General features: G+C 70.5%; 20 protein-coding genes. 14 read left to right on the plus strand and 6 right to left on the minus strand.

Annotated features, from left to right (window positions below; translation table 11 throughout):
• Positions 1 to 116: 116 nt before the first annotated feature.
• Positions 117 to 566 carry a response regulator gene (locus tag ACT53U_RS01575; RefSeq protein WP_476152169.1) on the plus strand — a complete coding sequence of 150 codons (450 nt, stop codon included), beginning with the start codon at positions 117 to 119 and terminating at the stop codon, positions 564 to 566.
• The gene (locus ACT53U_RS01580) at positions 563 to 1,816 is read left to right on the plus strand and encodes a pilus assembly protein TadG-related protein (RefSeq protein WP_476152171.1); all 1,254 of its coding nucleotides are present in this window, start codon (positions 563 to 565) and stop codon (positions 1,814 to 1,816) included. Before ACT53U_RS01575 ends, ACT53U_RS01580 begins: the two co-directional genes overlap by 4 nt.
• A 64-nt stretch (positions 1,817 to 1,880) precedes the next feature.
• On the opposite strand, the gene ACT53U_RS01585 is transcribed toward ACT53U_RS01580, so the two are convergent.
• Both ACT53U_RS01585 and ACT53U_RS01590 read right to left on the minus strand, forming a co-directional pair.
• Positions 1,881 to 2,642, minus strand: coding sequence for an EAL domain-containing protein (locus ACT53U_RS01585; RefSeq protein WP_476152173.1), 762 nt, complete (start codon positions 2,640 to 2,642; stop codon positions 1,881 to 1,883).
• 83 nt (positions 2,643 to 2,725) lie between these two features.
• On the minus strand, positions 2,726 to 3,076 hold the full coding sequence (locus ACT53U_RS01590) for a MoaD/ThiS family protein (RefSeq protein ID WP_476152175.1): 351 nt from the start codon (positions 3,074 to 3,076) through the stop codon (positions 2,726 to 2,728).
• Between the two features lie 199 nt (positions 3,077 to 3,275).
• On the opposite strand from ACT53U_RS01590, the gene ACT53U_RS01595 reads away from it, so the two are divergent.
• Positions 3,276 to 4,412 (plus strand): hypothetical protein, encoded by a 1,137-nt coding sequence (locus tag ACT53U_RS01595; protein ID WP_476152177.1) that lies wholly within the window; start codon positions 3,276 to 3,278, stop codon positions 4,410 to 4,412.
• A 22-nt stretch (positions 4,413 to 4,434) separates the two neighbouring features.
• On the plus strand, positions 4,435 to 6,354 hold the full coding sequence (locus ACT53U_RS01600) for a molybdopterin biosynthesis protein (protein ID WP_476152179.1): 1,920 nt from the start codon (positions 4,435 to 4,437) through the stop codon (positions 6,352 to 6,354).
• A gap of 24 nt (positions 6,355 to 6,378) precedes the next feature.
• Here the strand turns inward: ACT53U_RS01600 and ACT53U_RS01605 are convergent, their stop codons facing one another.
• Positions 6,379 to 6,750 carry a winged helix-turn-helix domain-containing protein gene (locus ACT53U_RS01605; protein WP_476152181.1) on the minus strand — a complete coding sequence of 124 codons (372 nt, stop codon included), beginning with the start codon at positions 6,748 to 6,750 and terminating at the stop codon, positions 6,379 to 6,381.
• Between the two features lie 348 nt (positions 6,751 to 7,098).
• Here ACT53U_RS01605 and ACT53U_RS01610 point away from each other — a divergent pair, with 348 nt between their 5' ends.
• From ACT53U_RS01610 to ACT53U_RS01655, 10 genes are all read left to right on the plus strand, one after another.
• Positions 7,099 to 7,575, plus strand: a complete 477-nt coding sequence (locus ACT53U_RS01610; RefSeq protein WP_476152183.1) for a 4Fe-4S dicluster domain-containing protein — start codon at positions 7,099 to 7,101, stop codon at positions 7,573 to 7,575.
• Positions 7,576 to 7,594: 19 nt separating this feature from the next.
• Entirely contained in the window at positions 7,595 to 9,442 is a 1,848-nt protein-coding gene (locus ACT53U_RS01615) for an aldehyde ferredoxin oxidoreductase family protein (protein WP_476152185.1), read from the plus strand.
• A 121-nt stretch (positions 9,443 to 9,563) separates the two neighbouring features.
• On the plus strand, positions 9,564 to 10,877 hold the full coding sequence (locus ACT53U_RS01620; RefSeq protein ID WP_476152186.1) for an NAD(P)/FAD-dependent oxidoreductase: 1,314 nt from the start codon (positions 9,564 to 9,566) through the stop codon (positions 10,875 to 10,877).
• Between the two features lie 30 nt (positions 10,878 to 10,907).
• Positions 10,908 to 11,207, plus strand: coding sequence for a MoaD/ThiS family protein (locus ACT53U_RS01625; protein ID WP_476152187.1), 300 nt, complete (start codon positions 10,908 to 10,910; stop codon positions 11,205 to 11,207).
• A 1-nt stretch (position 11,208) separates the two neighbouring features.
• Positions 11,209 to 11,520, plus strand: coding sequence for a hypothetical protein (locus tag ACT53U_RS01630; protein ID WP_476152189.1), 312 nt, complete (start codon positions 11,209 to 11,211; stop codon positions 11,518 to 11,520).
• Positions 11,521 to 11,768: 248 nt separating this feature from the next.
• Positions 11,769 to 12,308, plus strand: coding sequence for a DUF2478 domain-containing protein (locus ACT53U_RS01635; protein ID WP_476152191.1), 540 nt, complete (start codon positions 11,769 to 11,771; stop codon positions 12,306 to 12,308).
• 136 nt (positions 12,309 to 12,444) lie between these two features.
• Positions 12,445 to 13,140 carry an ABC transporter permease gene (locus tag ACT53U_RS01640; protein ID WP_476153037.1) on the plus strand — a complete coding sequence of 232 codons (696 nt, stop codon included), beginning with the start codon at positions 12,445 to 12,447 and terminating at the stop codon, positions 13,138 to 13,140.
• A gap of 4 nt (positions 13,141 to 13,144) precedes the next feature.
• The gene (locus ACT53U_RS01645) at positions 13,145 to 13,873 is read left to right on the plus strand and encodes an ATP-binding cassette domain-containing protein (RefSeq protein WP_476152193.1); all 729 of its coding nucleotides are present in this window, start codon (positions 13,145 to 13,147) and stop codon (positions 13,871 to 13,873) included.
• A gap of 19 nt (positions 13,874 to 13,892) precedes the next feature.
• Positions 13,893 to 14,738, plus strand: a complete 846-nt coding sequence (locus ACT53U_RS01650) for an ABC transporter substrate-binding protein (protein ID WP_476152194.1) — start codon at positions 13,893 to 13,895, stop codon at positions 14,736 to 14,738.
• Positions 14,739 to 14,775: 37 nt separating this feature from the next.
• On the plus strand, positions 14,776 to 16,029 hold the full coding sequence (locus ACT53U_RS01655) for a molybdopterin molybdotransferase MoeA (protein ID WP_476152196.1): 1,254 nt from the start codon (positions 14,776 to 14,778) through the stop codon (positions 16,027 to 16,029).
• On the opposite strand, the gene ACT53U_RS01660 is transcribed toward ACT53U_RS01655, so the two are convergent.
• Genes ACT53U_RS01660 through bufB form a run of 3 tightly spaced genes read right to left on the minus strand, consistent with a single transcriptional unit; the run spans position 16,011 to position 18,209 of the window.
• Positions 16,011 to 16,532, minus strand: coding sequence for a DoxX family protein (locus tag ACT53U_RS01660; protein ID WP_476152198.1), 522 nt, complete (start codon positions 16,530 to 16,532; stop codon positions 16,011 to 16,013). The two genes, ACT53U_RS01655 and ACT53U_RS01660, sit on opposite strands and share 19 nt — an antisense overlap.
• A complete protein-coding gene (locus tag ACT53U_RS01665; protein ID WP_476152200.1) occupies positions 16,529 to 17,320 on the minus strand; it encodes an HvfC/BufC family peptide modification chaperone in 792 nt (263 codons plus the stop codon). The genes ACT53U_RS01660 and ACT53U_RS01665 overlap by 4 nt, the downstream gene beginning before the upstream one ends.
• Complete coding sequence (bufB, locus tag ACT53U_RS01670) at positions 17,310 to 18,209, minus strand: MNIO family bufferin maturase (protein ID WP_476152202.1); 900 nt, start codon at positions 18,207 to 18,209, stop codon at positions 17,310 to 17,312. Before bufB ends, ACT53U_RS01665 begins: the two co-directional genes overlap by 11 nt.
• Positions 18,210 to 18,251 lie beyond the last annotated feature (42 nt).

Here is an 18,251-nt window from a genome sequence, read left to right on the forward strand (position 1 = left end):
CATGCGAATGAAACGAACCCATCTTTAGGAACTCTCTGTTAGAAATCCCTCGAGGCTTGCGCCGAGACGCGACCGAGAAGCCCGAGACGCCCACGTCGAACCCCTTCGATGACCCGATGACCCACGCCGCCGCGACCGCCCGATTCGAGTATGTGTTGACCGAGGACATGGACATCCTCGCCGTCGACGACGACCCGATTCAGCGCGAGTTCTGTTCGGTCTATCTCTCGACCCCGACGGTGCGGGTCGAGACTGCCGACTGTGCCGAGGCCGGTCTCGCGGCCCTGCCGACGCGGCCGTGGGCGGCGCTTCTGGTCGACGTCGACATGCCCGGGATGAACGGCATCGAGATGGTGCGCGTGCTGCGCGCCGATCCGCGCTTCGACCGTCTGCCGGTCATGGTCATCACCGGCCGCGAGGACATGGTGTCGATCGATCGCGCCTACGAGGCCGGTGCCACCGCCTTCATGTGCAAGCCGGTCAACTGGCGCCTGCTCGCCCATCAGATCAAGTTCATGGTGCGCGCCCACCGCGCGCTCGTCGCCGGATCGGAGGGCTCGCCGTGATCACGCCCCTGTTCCGACGTCTCGCCCGCTTCCTGCGAGATCGCCGCGGCAACGTCGGTCTCGCCTTCGCGCTCTCCGCCGGCGCGCTGGTCGTCGTCGGCGGCGGCGCCGTCGACTTCGCCGACCTTTCCGCCCGCCGCGCCCGCATGCAGGCGATCGCCGACGGCGCCGCACTCGCCGGCGCCAAGGAGTTCCGTCTCGGCAACTCGGCCGTCGACGTGGTCGGCGGCGTCTCCACCAACTTCGCCCGCAAGTCGCTCGGCGCCGACGCGACCACGACCGACGTCACGCCCAGCGTCGACAACGTCGCCAAGACGGTGACGGTGACGCTCACCGCCGATGTCCAGACCTGGGTGCTGAGCGCCGTCACCTCGACCCGCGTCCAGGTCGCCGCCACCGCCCGCGTCGTCGGCGGCGCGCCGATCTGCGTCATCGGCCTCAATGCGTCCGCACCCTCGACGGTGCTGCTCGACAAGTCGTCTCGGCTCGAAGCGCCGGGCTGCTCGATCTATTCCAACTCGACCAAGTCGACCGGCCTGATGGCCAAGAACAGCGCGGTGATCAAGGCCGCCTTCATCTGCTCGGGCGGCGGCAAGTCGTCGCCGGGGCCGGGGTCCTTCAACCCCGACCCGCAGACCGACTGTCCGGTGCTCTCCGACCCGCTCGCCGCCCGGCCGCAGCCGACGGCACCGGGCTGCACCCAGACCGGGCTGGTGATCTCCGGCGGTTCGGCCGTCCTCAATCCGGGCACCTACTGCGGCGGCATCACCATCGACACCGGCGCCTCGGTGACGATGAACCCGGGCATCTACGCCTTCAAGAACGGCCCGCTGGTCGTCACCGGCGGCGCCTCTCTCTCCGGCAACAACGTCGGCCTGTTCATGACCGGCACCGGTGCGGTGATCGACTTCGAGGCCGCCTCGACCGTGTCGCTGACGGCGCCGAAGACCGGCGACATGGCCGGCATGCTGGTCTTCGAGGACCGCTCCGCCCCGACAGGTCAGGTCCACACGATCTATTCCGACAATGCGCGCATGCTGCTCGGCACGATCTATCTGCCGCGCAACCGGCTGCACGTCGCCGCCAACAGGCCGGTCGCCGACCAGTCGGCCTATACGATCGTCGTCGCCGACCAGTTCACCCTGTCGGAAGGCCCGACCATGGTGCTGAACACCAACTACAACTCCACCAACATCCCGGTTCCCACCGGCGTCGGCCCGAACGCCAACCAGACCGCGCTCACCAGGTGAGGCGCGATCGCGGCGACGACGGATGGTTGGAAGGGAGACGCCCGGCACGCGGCCGGGCGCGGTCTCACGCCGCGTCGCGGCGCGGCACGATGCCGGAGGCGAGCATGGCGTCGAGCGCTTCGGCCGACACCGCCTTGGAGAAGAACCAGCCCTGGATGTAGTGACAGCCGGCGGCGCGCAGGAATCGCCACTGGTCCTCGCTCTCGACGCCCTCGGCCGTGATCTTCATCCCCAGCGCCCGGGCGAGCGCCACGACCGCATGGACGATCGCCGCCGACTGAACGAGACCGACGCCGTCGACGAAGGACTTGTCGATCTTCACCTTGTCGACGGGCAGTTTCAGCAGATAGGTCAGCGACGAGAAGCCGGTGCCGAAGTCGTCGAGCGCGATCTTGACGCCGGCGGCGCGCAGCACCTCGATGTTGGCGACCGCCCGTTCGAAGTCGCCGATGTAGGCGCCCTCGACGATCTCCACCTCGATCCGCTTCGGGTCGATGCCGATCTCGGCCAGCACCTCGAGCGCCCGGCGGGCGAAGGTCGGGTCGCGGAAGCGATCGGCCGTCATGTTGATCGACACGGTGATCGACGGCCAGCGGAGTGCGTCCGTCGCGGCGCGGCGGAACACCCACCAGTCGAGCGCCTCGGCGTCGTCGGGCGCCTCGTACCAGGCGAGCACGTCCGCCGGGGTCGCCAGACGCGGCGTCGGACGGATGATGCGCAACAGCGCCTCGACCGCGACGATACGCGATCCGTCGGCGGCCACCTGCGGCTGATAGTGGAGCGTCAGGTCGTCGAACGAGACGCCGCGCTCGGAAAGGTCCGTCATGTCGCCCTCGACTTGCGGTTCGAATTTGGACGATGGCAGACCTTGGTTTCGCAATGATTGATGGCGGTCGCGGCGTTTTGCCCTCACACCACCGGCGCGCCCATGCCGAAGGAATAGGGCACGGGACCGGAGAAGGCGACGACGTCGCCGTCGTCGAGCACCGCCTCGCGGTTGACTTGTCCGCCGCCGTAGAGGCCGGGCGACACGTCGCGGCCGTTGCGCAGCACGAGGAAGATGTCGCCGACCGGCAGACGCAGTCGATCGACCACGTCGCCGACGGTCGCCCCCGCCGTCAGTTCCAGCCGCTGCACCGGCCCGAGCCCGCCGCCGTGGCGGGTGAGGCTGTTGAAGAGCCGCACCTCGACGGTGATCGGCGTTTCCGTGGCGTTGTGGCCGATCATTCCCGTCTCGATCGTCGTGTTCGCGTCTTCCATGGCTTCCTTCCCTCGAGGACCCGTCCGTCGGCGACGGTCGCGCACACCCACCCGCCGCTTCTTGATCGCCGTCAAGATCGGCCTCCTTCCTTGGTATGGGTTCCGGCCCGTGCAGGGGGCTCGCCCTCGCCGGGTGATGGAAAGCCGACGCGCTCTGTGCCAAGGTCACCCCGGGGACGGACCACGGAGCGCGAAGAGCGTGAAACTCGGCAAGAGGACTCGATCACGACCGGCCGCGGCCGATGCCCCCCTCGGCACCACCCTCGCCTCGCTCGATGCGTTCCGCCGGTCGGCCGTCGCCACGTCCGCCCCCGTCGCGCCCTGCCGCCTGCCGCCGCGCGCGGCGATCGGCGCCGTGCTCGCCGACGATCTGGTCTTCGCCTACGACCGCCCCCTGATGCCGCTCGCCCTGCGCGCCGGCTGGGCGGTCGCCTCGACCGACACGATCGGCGCCTCGCCCTATGCCCCGGTGACGCCCGCCGCCCTCGTCGCGGTCGAACCGGGCGAGGCCGTCCTGCCCCCCTTCGACGCCGTCGCGGCGCGTGCGAGCGTTCCGCAGGTCGCCGGCGAACCGCGCTTCCACGAAGTCGTGGCGCCGGGGACCGATCTCCTGCCGCACGGCTGGTGCGCCCGGGCGGGAAGCCTGCTCGCCGCCGCGGGCACGGTCGTGAGCGAACGCCTCGCCTTCCTCGCCGAGAGCGCCGGCATCGCCGCCCTCCCCGTCCGCCGGCCGCGTGTCACCGTCCTCCACGACGGCTCGGACGCGGCGGACGAAGCCGCCCGCGCGCTGACGCTCCTCCTCGGCCGCGGCCCGGCCCTCGTCGAGACCGCCACCTTCGCCGGGGCCAATCCGACAGAGAACGATCTCCTCCTCCTCCTCGGCCGCGGCGATCTCGATGCCGCCGATCCGGCGCGGACGTGGTTCGAAGCCGCCGGTACGATCGCGGGTGGTGGCCTGGCGCTCGCCGCCTGCGAGGCGACCGCCTGGGGCACCGTCGCCGGGCACCCGGCGCTGCTCCTCTCCGGCCGCCCCGAAGACCTCTTCGTCGCGACCCTCGCGATCCTCGAGCCGACGATCGCCGCGCTCGCCGGATGGACGCCCCCGGTCGTCACGACGGCCGGCCGCCTCGCCCGCAAGCTCGTCTCCGAGGTCGGCCTCGCCGAGATCGCCCTTCTGGCGCTCGGTCCGGACGGCACCCTGGAGCCGCTCTCGACCGGCCGGCCGCCCTGGACCGCGATCGCCCGCGCCGACGCCTGGGTCGAGCTCGGCCCCGAATGCGAAGGCTTCGCCGACGGCACGACCCTCGCCGTCCGTGCGCTCGCCCCCACTCTCTGAAGACAATCCGGAGCATGCCGCCGTGAAACAGGACCAGTTTCTCACCGTTCTCGGGCGCGACGAGGCGCTCGCGCGATTCGAGACGGCGCTCGCCGCCGCGCCGGTCGGGGTCGAGACGGTGCCGCTCGGCGAGAGCCTCGGCCGCATCGTCGCCCGCAGCCTGTCGCCGGCGATCGAGGTGCCGCCCTTCGACCGCTCGACCATGGACGGTTTCGCCGTCCGCGCGAGCGACGTCGCCACGGCCTCCGAGGAGAACCCGATCGCCCTGAAGCCGACCGGCGAGCAGATCGCCTGCGGCCGTCTGCCGAAGATCGCGATCGAGCCCGGCGCCACCTCGGTCATCGCCACCGGCGGCCCGATCCCGCGCGGCGCCGACGCCGTCGTGCCGGTCGAATGGACCGAACCGGCCGCCGACGGCACCATCCTCGTCCGCCGCGCCGTGGCGGGCGGACAGAACATCGCCTTCGCCGGGTCGGATCTCGGTCGCGGCGAGGTCTTCATCCGCCGCGGCACGCCGATCGGCTCGCGCGAGATCGGCATGATGGCGGCCTCCGGCATCGGCGAAGTGCCGGTCTGGCGCCGGCCGAAGGTCGCCGTCGTCTCGACCGGCGACGAACTGGTCGCCGCCGGCGAGGCGCTGCCGCCGGCCGGCATCTACGACACCAACGGCCCGATCGTCGCGGCGACCGTCGCCGAGAACGGCGGCGAGCCGGTGATCTTCGGCCGCGTGCCGGACGACGAGGCGGCGCTGCGCGAGACCCTCGCCCGCGCGCTCGACAGCTGCGACATGGTCGTGCTCTCCGGCGGCACCTCCAAGGGCGCCGGCGATTACACCTCGCGCCTCGTGGCGGAGCTCGGCGAACCCGGCATCGTCGTCCACGGCGTGGCGCTGAAGCCGGGCAAGCCGCTCTGCCTCGCCGTCTGCCGCGGCAAGGCGGTGGTCGTCCTGCCGGGCTTCCCGGCCTCCGCGATGTTCACCTTCCACGAATTCGTCGTGCCGTCGCTGCGCCGTCTCGCCGGCCTCAAGCCGCGCGCCGACGAAAGCGTCGAGGCGACCGTGCCGGTGCGCGTGCCCTCGGCCCGCGGCCGCACCGAATACGTCATGGTGTCGCTCGCCGAGGGCGACGCCGGAGAGGTGGTCGCCCATCCGGTGTTCAAGGGCTCCGGCTCGATCTCGGCCTTCGCCCAGGCCGACGGCTTCGTCGCCGTCGACGCGCTCGCCGACCATCTGCCGGCGGGCTCGGACTGCGAGGTGACGCTGTTCGACCCCGACATCCGCCTGCCCGATCTGGTGATCGCCGGATCGCACTGCATCGGCCTCGAACCGATCGTCGACGCCCTCACCGACCGCGGCTTCGACGTCCGCATTCTGGCGCTCGGCTCGACCGGCGGCCTCGAGGCGGCGCGGCGCGGCGAATGCGACGTCGCCCCGATGCATCTGATGGACGCGGCGACCGGCGGCTGGAACCAGCCCTTCCTCGACGACGGCCTCGAACTGCACGAAGGCTGGCGCCGCATGCAGGGCTTCGTCCATCGCCCCGACGATGCGCGATTCGCCGGTCTCTCGACCGTCGCCGAAGCCGTCGCGGCGGCGCTCGCCGACCCGTCCGTCGTCATGGTCAACCGCAACCAGGGTGCCGGAACGCGCATCCTGATCGACCGGCTGCTCGCCGGCCGCCGCCCGCAGGGCTGGCAGAATCAGCCGCGCTCGCACGGCGCGGTCGTCGTCGCGGTCGCCCGCGGCGGTGCCGACTGGGGCATGACGATCGAGCCCGCGGCCCGCGCCGAGGGTCTCGCCTTCCTGCCTCATGGGGAAGAACACTACGACTTCGCGATCCCGCGGTCGCGGCTGGACCGACCGGCGGTCCGGGCCTTCCTCGACCTCATCGCCGATCCGGCGATGCGCGCCCTCCTCGCCGAGATCGGCTTCCGCCCGGCGTGATCGCGGCGACCATCGGCGACGGCCTCAGCAGCCGTCGTCGACCCCGTCCTGCGCATCGGCGGTCTTCATCAGGTCGTCGAGGATCGCGACATGCGGCGCGGCCGCGGCTTCTGTCGCCGTCAGGATCGCGCGATAGCGCACCACCACCTCGCGCCCGAGCTCGGTCAGCCGCGCTCCGCCGCCGCCGGCGCCGCCGGTCTGGCCGGTGACGAGCGGGCGGCCGAAGGCCTTGTTGAGGTGGTCGACCAGTTCCCAGGCCCGACGATAGGTCATCCCCAGCGCCCGACCGGCGCCGGAGATCGAACCCGTCTCCTCGATCGCTTCGAGCAGGGCGACCTTGCCGTGGCCGATTCGCGTGTCGGAATCGAGCTTGAGGAACAAACGAACGGCGATCATCGGCGGCTCCCGAACCCGAGGTGGTCGGCGACACGACGCGGCGTCGCCCACGCATGAGCAAACTGCCTTTCGTCGACGGAAGCAAGTCGCCGCCCCTCGCGCCGACGTGAAATCGAGTGCTCCAAAATTGCCTTTTGGAACAATTGCAAATTCGGACGGGCCGATCGATGATCCGCCCAAGCAAAAATACTGACGGCATAGCGAAATGCTTTGTCGATCATAACGAAAACCGGGGAGTGAAACAAGGCGGTCTCGCCGTTTTGTTTTACCACACACAACGAAAACTGGACCGTCGCCTCTCCTCGGGGCGTGCGAACGGTTCGTCGACCGCAAGGGAGGAAGAGGCCCATGATGAATTCACTGCACATCGACGCATCGAAGTGCACCGGGTGCCTGCAATGTGAAATGGCGTGCTCCTTCGAGAACCACGGCGTCTTCGCCACCTCGAAGTCGCGCATCAAGGTCTTCGACTTCCACACGACCGGCCGCAAGGTCCCCTACACCTGCACGCAGTGCTCGGAAGCATGGTGCATGCATGCCTGCCCGGTCGGCGCCATCCACGAGGACAAGGTTCTCGGCGCCAAGGTGGTCAACGAGACCACTTGCGTCGGCTGCAAGGTCTGCACGATCGCCTGCCCCTTCGGCACGATCAACTACGTGGCCGACACCGGCAAGGTTCAGAAGTGCGACCTCTGCGCGGGCTCCCCGGCCTGTGCCGACGCCTGCCCGACCGGCGCCATCACCTTCGTCGACGCGAACTGGACCGGCCTCGATCGCATGAGGAACTGGGCCGAGAAGCTCGACACCACCACGAAGACCGCCTGAGGCAGACGAGGAGAATCCCATGTCCTGGCAACGCAAGATTCTGCGCGTCGACCTGACCGCCGGCACCGTTTCCAACGAGCCGCTCAACATGGAATGGGCGATGGAATACCTCGGTTCCCGCGGCCTCGGGACGAAGTATTTCGTCGACGAGGTCGGCCCGGGCGTCGACCCGCTGTCGCCCGCCAACAAGCTGATCTTCGCCACCGGCCCGCTGACCGGCACCATGGCGTCGACCGGCGGCCGCTACACCGTCATCACCAAGGGCGCGCTGACCGGCGCCATCGCCTGCTCCAACTCGGGCGGCTACTGGGGTGCCGAGCTGAAGCAGGCCGGCTGGGACATGATCATCTTCGAGGGCAAGTCCCCGAAGCCGGTCTACCTGCTGGTGCGCGACGACGAGATCACCCTCGAGGACGCGAGCGACCTGTGGGGCCACACCGTGTGGCACACCGAGGAGCACCTGAAGGCCCGCCATCAGGACCCGCTGATGCGCGTCTCCTCGATCGGCCGTTCGGCCGAACAGGGCTGCCTCTACGCCGCGGTCGTCAACGACCTCCACCGCGCCGCCGGCCGCTCCGGCGTCGGCACCGTGATGGCGTCGAAGAACCTCAAGGCGATCGCCGTGCGCGGCACCAAGGGCGTCGGCACCGTGCGTGACCCGAAGGCCTTCATGACCGCCACCAAGGCCGCCAAGAAGGTGCTCGCCGACAACGCCGTCACCGGCCAGGGCCTGCCGACCTACGGCACCCAGGTGCTGATGAACGTCATCAACGAGATCGGCGCCCTGCCGACGCGCAACCACAAGGACGTCCAGTTCGAGGGAGCGCGCGACATCTCGGCCGAGGCCATGCGCGAGAAGCGCCCGACCGACGGCAAGGCGAACCTCGTCACCAACCAGGCCTGCTTCGGCTGCACCATCGCCTGCGGCCGCATCTCCCAGCTCGACAACGGCCACTACACGGTCGAGAACCGCCCGCAGTACTGGGGTGCTTCCGGCGGTCTCGAATACGAGGCGGCCTGGGCGCTCGGCGCGGCCAACGGCGTGAACGACCTCGAGGCGCTCACCTACGCCAACTTCCTCTGCAACGAGGACGGCTTCGACCCGATCTCCTTCGGTGCGACGGTCGGCGCGGTGATGGAACTCTACGAGATGGGCGTCCTCACCAAGGAGCAGATCGGCATCGAGGCGCCGTTCGGTTCCGCCCGGGCGCTGACCTTCCTCGCCGAGAAGACCGCCACCGGCGAGGGCTTCGGCAAGGAGATGGGTCTCGGCTCCAAGCGGCTCTGCGAGAAGTACGGCCATCCGGAGCTCTCGATGTCGGTCAAGGGCCAGGAGTTCCCGGCCTACGACAGCCGCGGCATCCAGGGCATGGGCCTGACCTACGCCACCTCCAACCGCGGCGCCTGCCACCTGCGCAGCTACACCGTGGCCTCGGAAGTGCTGGGCATCCCGATCAAGACCGATCCGCTGGCGACCGAAGGCAAGGCGGGTCTCGTCAAGGCGTTCCAGGACGCGACCGCGGTGTTCGACAGCGCCGGCGTCTGCCTCTTCACCTCCTTCGCGTGGAGCCTCGTGGACGTCGCGCCGCAGCTCCAGGCGGCCTGTGAGGGCGACTGGAGCCTCGAGAACCTCAACGTCGTCGGCGAGCGCATCTGGAACATGGAGCGCATGTTCAACAACGCCGCCGGCTTCACCGCCAAGGACGACTGCCTGCCCAAGCGCCTGACGACGGAACCGGCCCAGACCGGCCCCGCCAAGGGTCTGGTCAACGGTCTCGCCAAGATGCTGCCCGAGTACTACGCCGAACGCGGCTGGACCTCCGACGGTATCCCGACGTCCGAGACGCGCGCCCGCCTCGGCCTGTGATCCGAACCCGGACGGCCGCCCGCGCGGCCGTCCCCTCTCCCGCATCGCCCGCTCGCCTCCGATCCCGTCCGCGCGATCGGCGGCGGGCGCGTACGGGCCCCGAATTGCCGCGAGGGTTCCCATGAGACACGTCATTCTCGGCAACGGTCCGACCGGTGTGGTCGCCGCCGAAGCCATCCGCAAGGCCCGCCCGCACGACGAGATCGTCGTGGTCGGCGACGAGCACGAGCGCCCCTATTCCCGCATGGCGATCCCCTATCTGCTCGAGGGCAAGATCGCCGAGTCGGGCACCCTGCTGCGGCACGACCGCAACCACTGGATCAATCACCGCATCGAGCTGGCCGAGGCCCGCGCCTCGACGATCGACACCGCCGCCAAGACGGTGACGCTGTCGAACGGCGAGACCATGCCCTACGACAAGCTCCTGCTCGCCACCGGCTCGCGCCCGGTGCGCCCGCCGATCCCCGGCATGAACCTGCCCGACGTCGTGTCCTGCTGGACGCTCGAGGACGCCCGCGCCATCCTCGACCGGCTGCGGCCGGGCGCCAAGGTGCTGCAGATGGGCGCCGGCTTCATCGGCTGCATCATCATGGAGGCGATCGCCAACACCGTCGGCAAGACCGGCGGGTCGCTGACCGTCGTCGAGATGGGCGACCGCATGGTCCCCCGCATGATGACGCCCAAGGCCTCGGCCCTGATCCGCTCGTGGAGCGAGAAGTCGGGCGTCGAGGTGCTGACCTCCACCAAGGTCGCGGCGATCGAGGCGAATGTCCCCCAGGGCGGCCTGCTGTCGCTGGTCTTCAAGGCCAGGAACACCCGCGAGAAGGTCAAGGTGACCTTCGGCGACGGCACGTCGCGGCTCTTCGACTTCGTTATCTGCGCCACCGGCGTCGCCCCGGCGATCGACTATCTGCGCGGCTCTGGCGTCGAGATCGGCAGCCTCGGCGGCATCGTCGTCGACGACCGCATGCAGACGACCGCCCCCGACGTCTACGCCGCCGGCGACTGCACGGAATCTGTCGACTTCTCGACCGGCGAGCACATGGTCAACGCCATCCAGCCCAACGCCGCCGATCAGGCCCTGGTCGCCGGTGCCAACATGGCCGGCGGCGACGCCCGCACCCGCGGCGGCCTGCGCATGAACGTGCTCGAGACCTTCGGCCTGGTCTCGACCTCCTACGGTCAGTGGTGGGGCGCCGAGGGCGGCGATCATGTCGAGGTGGTCGACGAGGCCGCTCACAACTACATTCGTCTGGAGTTCAAGGACGACCGCGTCATCGGCGCGACCGTCGTCGGACGCACGCACCACATCGGCGCGCTGCGCGGCCTGATCCAGACCGGTGCACCGCTCGGAGACGACTGGAAGGCCAAGCTCAAGGCCGACCCGAACAAGTTCATGGACGCCTATCTGGCGCGCGCCCTGTCGCTCGCCTGAGGCGGGCGGAACGAGCGAGAGGAGATCCGCATGATCCACGTGATCGCCCCCAAGGGCACGCCCGCCGGGACCGAGACCATCGAGATCACGCTCAAGCTCTTCGCCATGCTGGAGCGGTGGCTGCCGGAGGGAACCCGGCGCAACGAGGCGCGCGTCGCGGTACCCGTCGGCACCACGCCGGCCGACATCGTGACCGCCCTCGACCTGCCCGAGGCGCTCTGCGCCATCGTGCTGGTCGACGGCCGCTTCGTCGACCACGAGACGCGCGCGACGCGGTCGCTCGCCCCCGGCGAGGTCCTGTCGATCTGGCCGCCGATCGCCGGTGGTTGAGATGGATGCCCCCGCCGCCGGGTCGCCGGCGCGCGTCCACGACTTCGAGATGGCGATCGATGCGGCCGAACTCGCCCGCATCGCCGCCCACCTCGATCCCGCGCAGCCCATCCGCGTCGCGGGATCGACTGTCGAGGGCCGCTTCGCGACGGCGACCTTCCGCCTCGCCCTCACCGCCCCGCGCGAACGCCGGATCGGCCTCGTCCGCTTTCCGATCGCCGACGTCCGGGTCGAGATCGACGGCGCCGACGACGAACTCGCTCGCCGCTTCCTCGCCCGTTTTCACACCGTCTTCCGCAAGGGCGGCGGCTGAGAGCCTGTCTCGAAAGCCCGGATGGGTCGGCTCGCCGGGTCTTTTCCGCACTCGCGGCGTCGGAAATCTCGCCGATATCTCGATATCGGCTTCGTTCTCCTCCTGGCGAGCGCGAAAAATCCCTCGCCGATCCTCCGCCGCCGACTTCCGAGACAGGCTCTGAGGCGCGGCCGAGGAGACGATGGACAAGACCGCGACGAGGAGCCTACCCTCGCCGCAGTCCCCCCCGAGCAGAACCGAGTTTTCATATGCCGTCGTCCGCCTCCGAAGTCCTGCCGCTCGCCGTCGTCGTCTACGAATCGGGCTTCGACATCGCCCCGACGCTGGCCGAGGTCCGCGCCCGCCTCTCCGCACGCGGCGATCTCGCCCTCGGCGGCGTGCTGCCCGAATGGGGCGGCCTGCATTCCAACGGCCGCCACGAGATGCTGCTGCGCGACCTCGCCTCCGACGGCGTCACCCAGATCTCGCAGGAACTCGGCGCCGAGGCCGACAGCTGCATCCTCGATCCCGACGGTTTCGCCCGCGCCCGCCTGTCGATCTCGCGGGCGATCGAGGCCGGCTGCGACCTCGTCTTCGTCGGCAAGTTCGCCAAGCAGGAGGCCGCCGGCCAGGGCGTCCGCTCCGAGATCGGCGACGCCATGGCCGCCGGCATCCCGACGCTCGTGGTGATGCGCGAGGCTCAGCGCGAAGCCTTCGAGGCCTTCGCCGGCGACGACTGGACGAAGCTCGCCCCCGACGTCGACGCCATCGTCGGCTGGGCTCTCGCCGCGACCGGCCGCGCCGCCTGACGGTCTTCTACCAAAGGAGGAGGCGGGCCGGACATAACGGTGCTAACATCCTGACTGGTCGTGATGTTTATGAAAACATAACGCCTTTGCAAGACCGGGAACATCCGGCGGGAATGCGCAGGAGCAGCGAATGGTGATCGTCGACGTTCTCGGCGAATTGGCCCAGGCCTTCGGCGCCGACACGCCCGGATTCTGGCCGATCGTCGGGCTCAGCCTCGGGGTCACGCTGACCGCCGTTTCGCTCGCCGCCCTGATCGGCCTGCCGATCGGCGCACTCGTCGCCGTCTCGCGCTTTCCCGGCCGCACCGCCGTCGTCGTCGCCATCAACACGCTGATGGGTCTGCCACCCGTGGTCGCGGGTCTGGCGATCTATCTCCTGCTGTCGCGCTCCGGCCCGCTCGGCGGTCTCGGTTGGCTGTTCACCCCCCGAGCGATGGTCTTGGCCCAGGCCCTGCTCGTCTTCCCGATCGTCGTGGCGCTGACGCGCCAGACCATCGAGGACCTGTGGCGCGAATATGCCGAGCATCTCGCCTCGCTCGACCTCGTCGGCCGGCGTGCCGTGCCCACCCTGCTGTGGGACGCCCGCTTCTCGCTGATCACCACCCTTCTCGCCGGTTTCGGCCGCGCCTCGGCCGAGGTCGGTGCCGTGCTGATCGTCGGCGGCAACATCGTCGGCCACACCCGCACCATGACCACCACGATCGCGCTCGAGACCTCCAAGGGCGACCTGCCGCTGGCCCTCGGCCTCGGCGCGGCGCTGCTGATGCTGACCCTCGTGCTCAATGCGACCGCCTTCGGCATCGGCCGTATCGGCGCCCGGAACGCGGGGTGAACCGATGCGCGACACCGCCTCCATCATGCCGCTGAAGCTCGAGGGTCTGACCTTCGCCATCGACGGTCAGCCGCTCGTCGCCGGCGTCGACCTGACGCTCGAGCCCGGCGGCGTCACAGTGCTGATCGGCCCCAACGGCGCCGGCAAGTCGCTCCTGCTGCGGCTCTGCCACGGCCTCGTCGTCCCGACCGCCGGCACGCTGCACTGGCACGTCGCCGACGGCCGCCGCGCCGGGGTCAAGGCCCATTCCATGGTCTTCCAGAAGCCGGTGATGCTGCGTCGCACGGTCCGCGCCAATCTTCTGCACGCGCTCACCGCCGTCGGCCGCGGCCGAGCCGAGCGCAACGCGCGGGCCGACGAGGCGCTGAAGCGCTTCCGGCTCGACCATCTCGCCGACCGCCCCGCCCGTGTACTGTCGGGCGGCGAGCAGCAACGCCTCGCCATCGCACGCGCCTGGGCGCTCGACGTCGAGACCCTGTTCCTCGACGAGCCGACCTCGGCGCTCGATCCCGCCGCGACGCGGGCGATCGAGGAGACCATCGCGATGATGGAGGCCGAGGGCCGCACCATCGTCATGGCGACCCACGACCTCGGACAGGCCCGCCGTCTCGGCGACCGCGTGCTCTTCGTCATGAGCGGTCGCATCCACGAGGACGCGCCCGCCGAACAGTTCTTCAAGGAACCCGCGACGCCGGAAGCGAGAGCCTTTCTCGCCGGCGATCTCGTGATCTGATCGCAGAGGAGGAATTCCGATGAACGCCATCACCCGCCGCATCGCTCTCGCCGGTCTCGCGCTCGCCGCCGTGCCGGCGCTCGCCGGCGCCCAGACGGCCGCGCCGACCGCCTCGATCGTCGTCGCCTCGACCACCTCGACGCAGGATTCCGGCCTCTTCGAGTATCTCCTGCCGCTCTTCACCGCCAAGACCGGCATCGCCGTCAAGGTGGTCGCCCAGGGCACCGGCCAGGCGCTCGACACCGGCCGCCGCGGCGATGCCGACGTGGTCTTCGTCCACGCCCGTGCGGCCGAGGAGAAGTTCCTCGCCGAAGGTTTCGCCAAGGCGCGCAAGCCCGTGATGTACAACGACTTCGTCCTCGTCGGTCCGAAGGCCGACCCGGCCGGCGTCGGCGGCACCAAGGACATCGCCGCCGCCCTGACGGCGATCCAGACCAAGAAGGCGCCCTTCGTCTCGCGCGGCGACAAGTCGGGCACCCACATGGCCGAGCTCGCCCTGTGGAAGGCCGCCGGCATCGACCTCGCGGCGGCGCGCGGCGACTGGTACCGCGAGATCGGCCAGGGCATGGGCGCCACCCTCAACACCGCCTCGGCGATGAACGGCTACGCCCTCACCGACCGTGGCACCTGGCTCGGCTTCAAGAACCGCGGCGATCTCGTCGTCTCGGTCGAGGGTGACAAGCGCCTGTTCAACCAGTATGGCGTGATGGCGGTGAATCCGGAGAAGTTCCCGCACGTCAAGGCCAAGGAGGCGCAGGCCTTCGTCGACTGGCTGACCGGCGCGGAAGGCCAGAAGGCGATCGCCGCCTACAAGATCGGCGGCCAGCAGCTGTTCTTCCCCAACGCCGACCAGCCGGGCGCCTGATCGGCCGGAACGTTCACGATCACGACAGGGACGACGGATGGCTCAACTCTCGGACGACGCCTTCGCCTTCGGCGGTGACCTCATGCGCATCGAGGAGGCGCTCGCCCGCGTCGCCGCGCGCGTGCCCGCGATCGCCGAGACCGAGACGGTGACGCTCGAGGCGGTCGACGGCCGGGTTCTGGCCGCCGACCTCGTCGCCCCGATCGACCTGCCGCCCTTCGACAACTCCGCCGTGGACGGCTATGCCGTCGCCCACGGCGCGCTCGCCGCGACCGGTCCGAGCGTTCTGCCGGTCTCCGGCCGCATCGCCGCCGGCCACGGCGCCGGCCACGACGCGGCCGCGGGCACCGCCGTCCGCATCTTCACCGGCGCGCCGATGCCCGAGGGCTGCGACACCGTCTTCATGCAGGAGGACGTCGTCGTCCTCGACGACGGCTCCGTCCGCCTGCCCGAAGGGCTGAAGCGTGGCGCCAACACCCGCCCGCGCGGCGAGGACGTGGCGCGCGGCACGACCGTGCTCGAGGCCGGCCGCCGCTGCGACGCCCGCGACGTGGCGCTGCTCGCCGCCCTCGGCGTCGATCGCATCGAGGTCCGCCGTCGCCCGCGCGTCGCGGTCTTCTCGACCGGCGACGAGATCCGCAATCCCGGCACCGCGCTCGGCCCGGCGTCGCTCTACGATTCCAACCGCTTCTCGCTGATGGCGCTGCTCCGCCGCGCCGGCTGCGACGTCACCGACCTCGGCATCCTGCCCGACAATCTCGCCGCCACCGCGGAACGCCTCGGCAATGCCGCCGCCGGCCACGATCTGATCGTCACCTCGGGCGGCGTCTCGACCGGCGAGGAAGATCACGTCAAGGCCGCCGTCGAGGCCCGCGGCGCGCTGCATTTCTGGCGGCTGGCGATCAAGCCCGGCCGCCCGGTGGCGATCGGCACCATCGCCGGCGCCGCCTTTGTCGGCCTGCCCGGCAACCCGGTCGCGGTCTTCGTGACCTATGCCCACGTGCTCCGGCCGATCGTCGCGGCGCTCGCCGGCGCCCATGTCGCAGCCGTTCCGCGCCAGACGATCGTCGCCGACTTCGCCTATGCCAAGAAGGCCGGCCGGCGCGAATACGTCCGCGTCTCGCTGGCCACCCGCGACGGCCACACCGTCGCCGAGAAATACCCGGTCGACGGCGCCGGCGTGCTGACCTCACTCACCCGCACCGACGGTCTCGTCGAACTCTCCGAGGAGACGACGAAGATCGCGCCCGGCGACGAGGTGCCCTATCTCGACTACCGGCTGATCTTCTGAGCCGCGCCGGGCAGAAGCGCGTCGACGCCCGCCCGTCCGCCGCCGAAGACGACCAGCACCAGCGCCATCGCCGCCCAGGGCAGATGGAAGTTCGCCCAGCCGTCCGGCACGGTGAGCTGCACCACGGCCGTCATCGCCAGGAGCCCGAGCGCCGCCCAGCGCGTGGCGAAGCCGAAGACCAGCAGGATCGGCAGAACGATCTCCGCCGTCCCCGCCGCGAAGGCCATGACCGCCGGGAACGGATAGGCGATCTCGGCGCCGAAGAGATGCAGGCGGAACTCCTCGCGGAAGAGGTAGAGCGCCCCCGCCGACAGCCGGCCGACGCCGTCCCACTTGGTGAGGCCGGAGAAGAAGAACGGCACGGCGAGTGCGAACCGGGTCGCGAGCAGCGCCGCGTCGCGGGCGAGCCCGCCGGTCCGGGCGACCAGCGTCTCGGGCAGCGCGAGCAGCCGGAAGAGCGCGTTGGGGCGGGAGGACATCGCGTCCAAATCGATTTCGGTCATGGCATGTCCTCCTCGGGACGATCGCAACGGATGGCGGCGACGGCACCGAGCCGCACCAGGGCGACGAGGCGGGCGCCGACGTCGAAGGCTTCGTCGATCGAAAGCGCCGCCTCGGCCGCCTCGGCGATCGTCGCGCCGCCCGCCAGCGCCGCAGCGAAGGCATGGCCGGCGCGGTCGACCGGATGGACCGTGACGTCGGCGTCCGGCCGCAGGACGAGGATGAACTCCGCCCCCGGCGCGATCGCCTCCGCCTCGCCGTTCGCCGCCCACAGCGCCGCGACCGGCCATGCGGTCTCGACGAGCCGCAGGCTCGGATGGGCCACGATCCGCGCACCGGCGAGGGCTTCCGGATCGAGCGAGGCGAGTGCGGCGATCGTCGCCGGTACTGCCTCGGCGGCGTGATGCGCCTCGTTCCACGCCACTTCGAGCCGCGCCACGTCGGCGAGCCACGGCCAGTCGGCGAGGTCCGCATGGGCCGCGACGAAGTCCGGCAGGCCGCCGCCCCAGTCGATGAGCAGCGCCGTCCGCGGTCGGTCGGTGGCGACGAAGGCGCGGGCGAGATCGGCGAAGGTCTCGGCGCCGAGCATGCGTTCGAGCACCGGGTGTCGCGTCGCCAGCGCCGAGACGAGGCCGAGCGTCGCGGTGGCGCGATGGACGGCAAAGCGCCGGCCGATCGGCCCGCCGCCGGGCGCCATCAGCCCCTCGGGCGGGGCGAGCGAACGATCGAGCAGCGCCGCGGCGATCGCCGCCTGCCGATCGGCGTGGGAAGAAGCCGGTTCAGGCCGCATCGCGCCGCCCTCCCCGCGCCCGCTCGAGGATCGTCCCGGCCCGGCCCGCCTCCGCAGCGAGCTCCACCCAAGACGGGATCGCCTCGTCGCGCTCGATCAGGGTCGGAACGGGTCCGAGCCGCACGATCGTCTCGGCGAAGAGCGTCCACACCGGATCGGCGACCGGACTGTCGTGGGCATCGACGAAGAACGGCAGGCCGGCGTCGTCGATGGTCTCGAAGCGGCCGGCGAGATGAATCTCGCCGACCCGCTCGATCGGGAATGCCGCCAGATAGTCACGCGGATCGTAGCCGTGGTTGGTCGCCGAGACGTCGACGTTGGCGACGTCGAGCAGCAGGCCGCAGCCGGTTGCCCGCGCCACCTCGGCGAGAAACTCGGTCTCGGGAATGGTGCTCTCGGCGAAGCGGAAATAGGTGGAAGGATTCTCGAGCAGGATGGTGCGGCCGAGCGCCGCCTGCGCCTCGTCGACATGGGCGATCACCCGCGCCAGCGTCTCCTCGGTCAGAGGCAGCGGCAGCAGGTCGGGAAAGCCGAACCCGCCGTGGCTCGACCAGGCGAGATGTTCCGACACCGCCTCGGGCTGGTAACGCGCGACGAGTGCGGCAAGACGGTCGAGATGGTCGCGATCGAGCCGCCCGGCCCCGCCGATCGACAGGCCGACGCCGTGGATCGACAGCGGGTGGCGTTCGCGCAGCGCGGTCAGCTGGCGGTGCGGCGGGCCGCCCGCGCCGAAATAGTTCTCGGCATGGACCTCGAAGAAGCCGACACCACGCGGATCCGCGAGGATCTCGGCGAAGTGCCGCGGCTTGAAGCCGACGCCGCAGGTGGCCGGCAGAGCCGAGACCGACGACGACGAGCCGGCCGGCGAAAACGACGAAGCATCCGACATGACGGTCTCCCGAAACGTTTTGGAGAGGGCCGTCACCGACGG

It is taken from the genome of Pinisolibacter sp. DMC19, assembly GCF_056313985.1.